Genomic DNA, 5761 nt, shown 5'->3' on the forward strand with positions numbered 1-5761 from the left:
TTTAACATCCTTCAGTAAGGGGAGGATCCATGCGGCAACGGCATCGATATGTGGCCGTTGCAGCAACGTCATGTGATTGCCCGGACCGTCGAGGAAACGGATATCGGGAGCAAAGCGGCGCCAGCGCGTCAGGAGATCGTCTGGGTCGTACTGCCAACCGCCGTCCGGCTTCTCCTGCGGCACGGCCACCAGATGCACGGGGCCCAGGTAGCGGCCGTGCGGCTGATAGTCGGTGTTCAGATTCGTCTCGAACACGCGCACGATGCCTTGCAGGGTGCGCACCGATGTACCGGGAGGCATCAGCCTGACCGCCACCAGCCGGGCCAGCAGCACGGCAAGCTGTCCCTCGTGGTCGCCCCCGGCAAAATCGGCCGCCGTCAAGCCCAGCGTTTGGTTCAGGTTCAGCTCGAAAATCTCGACCAGCCGCAACAGCATGTCGATGCGGCTGTGACGATGCGGCGGCGCGCCCGGCGGCGACGGCGCATCGGTGTCGAGTATCACCAGCGCCGACACGGTTTCCCCGGCCGCCACCAGTTGGCGCGCAACCTCCAGCGCCACCCAGCCGCCGAAGGAATGCCCCAGCAAGCGGTACGGCCCGTGCGGCGCCACCTCGCGGATGGCGGCGACATAGCTGCGCGCCGCGCTCGGCACGTCGATGTGCGGCACCAGCGTGCCGCACAGGCCGCGCGGTTGCAGGCCATAGATCGGCAGTGTCGCGTCCACCGCCTGCGCCAGCGAAGTGAAGGCAGTGATGCTGGCCCCGGCGCCGGGCACGCAGAACAGCGGCGCCACCTGCGGACGACCACTCTGGATCGGGATGCGCGGCGCGTATGCCAGTTCCTCATAGCACGGTGCGGTATCGGTGACATTGCCCAGTGCAGCGCTCAGCACCGCGCCCAGCCGCTCGATCCATGGCATTTCCATGATCGAGCGGTGGTTGCCGCCCACCGGCCTGACGCTCAGGCGCCGACCGACGGCGGCGCGCCAGCCGAGCGAGGTGTCGGCGCGCTGCTCGTCGGTCGCCGTGAACAATGTAATACCGGCCGGGATAGATGGCCGGGCGTACTGGCGCAGCGCCACGGCAATCGCATGCTGGACCGCCAGATAGCGGCGCAGCATGTCGGCGCCAATCTGCGGCGGCAGCAGACCGGCACCCTGGCAGCGGGCCAGCATGGCCTCGACATTGCCGTCCAGCGCCAACAGTTCGGCGCGCACTTCATCGGACGCGTGCGCCGGCACCCACGCCATGGAGCGCATCCAGGCGTCGAACTCGGCCGGCACGGCGCGGCGGTAGGCGGCGCCGCCATCGGCCGTCGCCAGCGCCGCTTCCGGCGGCTCGCTGTAGTCGCAGCGGGTGTCGATCAAGCCGAGGAATTCGACCGTCTGGTCAGCGCCGATAAGCTGATTGGCCATCTCGTAAGCGATGGTGCCGCCCGCCGACCATCCGGCCAGCCGATAGGGTCCCTGCGGCTGCACCGCGCGGATCTGGTGCACATAACTGGCCGCCATCTCTTCCACACTGCACGCCGGCACCTCGCCCGCCACGAAGCCGCTCGCGGCCAAGCCGTACAGCGGCAGTTCGCCGTCGAGCCAGGGCGCCAGGCTGCGCGCGTAGCCGATTTCGCCTTCACCGGGATGCACCAGAAACAGCGGACGCTGCTTGCCACCGGCGCGGATCAGCACCAGGTTGCCGTCCTGTTGGCATACCCCGAGCGCGCCGATGGCCTCTGCCAGTGCCTGCACCGTGGGGTGGGCAAACAGCTCTCGCAGCGGCAGCTCGATGCCGAGCGCATCACGCAGGCGGGACGCGAACTGCACCGCCAGCAGGGAGTGGCCGCCCAGTTCAAAGAAGTGGTCAAGACGGCCGACCTGCCGCACGCCCAGTAGCTCCTGCCACAATTGCGCAACCATCTGCTCGACGCGCCCCTGCGGCGGCGCATAAGCGCGGCTGGCGAAAGCGCCGGCATCGGGCGGCGGCAGAGCCTTGCGGTCCACCTTGCCATTGGCATTGAGGGGGAAGGCCGCCAGCACCACAAAGGCGGCCGGCACCATGTAGTCGGCCAGTTGCGCCGCCAGCGCCGAGCGCAGCGCCCCGCCGCTCAGCTGCGCTCCCTGGCGCGCCGTCACATACGCCACCAGGCGCTTGCCGAGATTGGCATCGTCGGTTGCCACCACCAGCGCATCGCGCACGCCGTCGCAGCCGACCAGTTTGGCCTCGATCTCCCCCAGCTCGATACGGAAGCCGCGGATCTTGACCTGGAAGTCGTTACGGCCGAGATATTCGATACGGCCATCCGGCAGCCAGCGACCAAGGTCGCCGGTCTTGTAGACGCGCGCGCGGTCCCTCGTGCTGAACGCGTCAGCCAGGAAGCGCTCGGCGGTCAGTTGCGGGCGCCGCAGGTAGCCGCGCGCCACGCCGATACCGCCAATATGGATCTCTCCTGCCACGCCAGGCGGCACAGGCTGCCCGTGCTGGTCGAGCAGATAGATCTGCATGTTGTCGATCGGCCAGCCGATGTTGGGCGTATCCCCCGCCTCGCGGATCTGGCAGATGGTGGCATCGACCGTGCATTCGGTCGGACCGTACATATTGTAGAAACGGATGTCCGGTGCCGCCTTCAGGGTTTGCCACATCACGGCGTCGATCGGCTCGCCGCCGATCAGCACGCTGACCGGCTGGTACGCAGGGTTGCCGATCAGACCGGCCGACAGCAGCACCGACAGCTGCGACGGCGTGCAATCGAAGGCCTCGATGCGGTGCTGTGCCAGGAAGCGCAGCAGCGCAGGACCATCCGCGCGGATCAGTTCTGGAATCAGCACCACGCAGCGTCCCGACAGCAATTGCAGGATGCCCTTGAGCGACATGTCGAAGGAATACGCGGCGTTGAGCGCCACGTTGGCGTGCGGCGTGCAATAGCGATGCGTGGTGCGCTCGAGCACGTGCCAGAAGTTGACCGGCGAGGCGTGTTCGACCATCACGCCTTTGGCGTTGCCGGTCGATCCCGAAGTGTAGATCACATACGCCAGGTGGCGCGCGGTCAGGCCCAGGGCCTGCGGGTCCGGATTGCTCTCGCCGGCACCTTCCGGCCCAGCTTCGACGGTGTCGTCCAGCAGCAGCGCCGGAACGCGGCTCAGGGTCAAGACCGGCAGCTTGCAGAGCAGTACGCGGCTGGTCACCAGCGCCGTCGGCGCGCAGTCTTCCAGCACATAGGCCAGTCGCTCCTGTGGATGATTGGGATCAAGCGGGACGTAGGCGCCGCCGGCCTTGAGGATGCCAAGGATGCCGACCAACATCTCGACGCTGCGCTCCACGCACAGCGCCACCAGACTGTCCGGCCGCACGCCCCTGGCGATCAGGGCGTGGGCAAGGCGGTTGGCACGGCAGTTCAGTTCAGCGAAGCTGAGGCTCCGGCCCTCGCAGATCACGGCAGGTGCGGCCGGACGCAGGGCCACCTGCTCTTCGAAGATGGTGGACAGCAAACGGTCGTCGGCATATGCGGTGCGGGTCTGGTTGAAATCGACCAGCACCTGCTGGCGTGCCGCGGCGTCAAGCATGCCCAGGCCGCTCACGCGCCCGGCATCGGCGTGCACGCCGCCACTGATCTCCCGCAGCAGGGTGTGAAACATGGCAGCAAAGCGCTGCACGGTGCTTTCGTCGAACAGCTCGCTCGCATAGGCGATGCCGCCATGAATCGCCTCGCCGCCATCGGCCAGCGTCAGCGACAGGTCAAAGTGCACGCTGCTGTTGTCGACCGGAGTCTGCTCCAGCCGCAGTCCCGGCAACTGTGCGGCGCGGCCGGCCTGTGCGGTGGTCATGTTGAGCATGGCCTGGAAGATCGGACTGTGGCTCATGCTGCGCGGCGGCTTGAGCGCTTCCACCACTTGATCGAATGGCAAGTCCTGGTGGGCATAGGCGGCCAGCGTATCGGCCTTGACCTGCGCCAGCAGGGCAGCGACCGTCGGATCGTCCTCGAGCCGTACCCGCACCGCCAGCGTATTCACGAAGAAACCGATCAGGCTTTCCGCTTCCGCGCGCTGGCGGTTGGCCACCGGCACGCCGATCACCACGTCGCCCTGTCCCGACAGGCGCGACAGCAGCACCGCCCACGCGCCCAGCATGGTCATGAACAGGGTCGCGCCGTGGCGCTGCGCCAGCGCGCGCAGACCGGCGGCCACGTCAGCCGGCACCACGAAGGGCACCGCACCGCCGGCATAGCCTTGTACTGCCGGGCGGTTGCGGTCGGTCGGCAGTGTCAGCAGCGCTGGCGCGCCGTCCAGATGCTGCCTCCAGTAGCCGATCTGGGCCTGCAGCGCCGCGCCTTGCAGCCATTCTCTCTGCCAGGCGGCATAGTCGGCGTACTGGATTGCCAGCGCCGGCAACGGGTCGGGCAGACCCTGACTGCAGGCGCCATACAATGCAGCCAGTTCCTCCATCAGCACGCCGAGCGACCAGCCGTCGCCTATGATGTGGTGCAACGTGATCAACAGGATATGTTCCTGTTCGGACAAACGTAGCAAGCAACCGCGCACCAGCGGACCCTGCGCCAAATCGAAGGGCTGGTGCGCCTCGGCCACGCCCATGCTGTCGGCAGTAAACAGGAGTTCGTGGCCCGGCAACGAACTCAGGTCGCGCTCCTCCAGTGCGAAGCCTGTGTCGGCGGGAGCGATGACCTGCACTGCCTGGCCTTCGGCTTTGACGAAAGTGGTGCGCAGCGCCTCGTGGCGGGCAACGATGCGGTCCAGCGCAGCCCTCAGGGCCGGCTTGTCGAGCGCGCCGCTGAGCTTGAGGCCGAACGGAATGTGATAGGCCGCGCCCGCCGTCGCGTCCAGCTGGTCGAGGAACCACAGGCGCTGCTGCGCCCACGACAGCGGCAGCGGTTGGCTGCGATCTGCCCGGACAATGGCCGTCATGGTCGATCGTCCGGCGACATCCACCAGTTGCGCCAGCGCGATGAGAGAAGGATCGTCGAACAGGTCGTGCAGGGCAATCTCCACCTCGAAAGCCTGGCGCAGCCGCGACACCACCTGCACCGCCAGCAGCGAGTGGCCGCCCAGGGCGAAGAAGTGGTCATCGCGGCCGACTTGTTCGATGCCCAGCAATTGCTGCCAGATGGCCGCGATGGCGGCCTCGGTGCCGCCTTGCGGCGCCTGGTATGCCGCCGCTTCGACGGCCGAGCGGTCGGGTACCGGCAAGGCCTTGCGGTCCAGTTTGCCGTTGCTGGTCAGCGGGAAGGCGTCGAGCGTGACGAAGGCGCTGGGAATCATGTAATCGGCCAGATGGGCGCCAAGCTGGGCGCGCAGTTCACCAGCGACAGGCGCCGCGCCGGACGCGCGCAGGTAGGCCACCAGCCGTTTCTCGCCTGGCGCGTCTTCGCGGGCGACGACCAGCGCTTCTGCCACGCCGTCGCATGCCAGCAGGCGCGTCTCGATCTCGCCCAGCTCGATGCGGAAGCCGCGGATCTTGACCTGGAAGTCGTTGCGTCCGAGGTAATCGATGGAACCGTCCGCCAGCCAGCGCCCAAGGTCCCCGGTCTTGTACAGCCGCGCGCCGGCGGCATCGGCGTAAGGGTCGCGGATGAAGCGTTCCGCCGTCAATTCCGCGCGGTTCAGGTAACCGCGCCCGACCTGCACGCCGGCGATGTGGATCTCGCCCGCCACGCCCACCGGCACCGGCTGCAGGTGACGGTCGAGGATGTAGATGCGCGTATTGGCGATCGGCCGGCCGATCGATACGCTGGCCGCACCGTCACCGGGCACGCAA

At 67.6% G+C, this 5761-nt stretch carries 1 protein-coding gene; it reads right to left on the minus strand.

The genetic code is table 11. The annotated features are described in order from the left end of the window. Positions 1–5761 (minus strand): thioesterase domain-containing protein (locus tag AC0V2Y_RS27595; protein WP_475418423.1); only part of this gene is annotated, 5761 nt, incomplete at both ends.

The organism is Janthinobacterium sp. BHSEK (assembly GCF_056174685.1).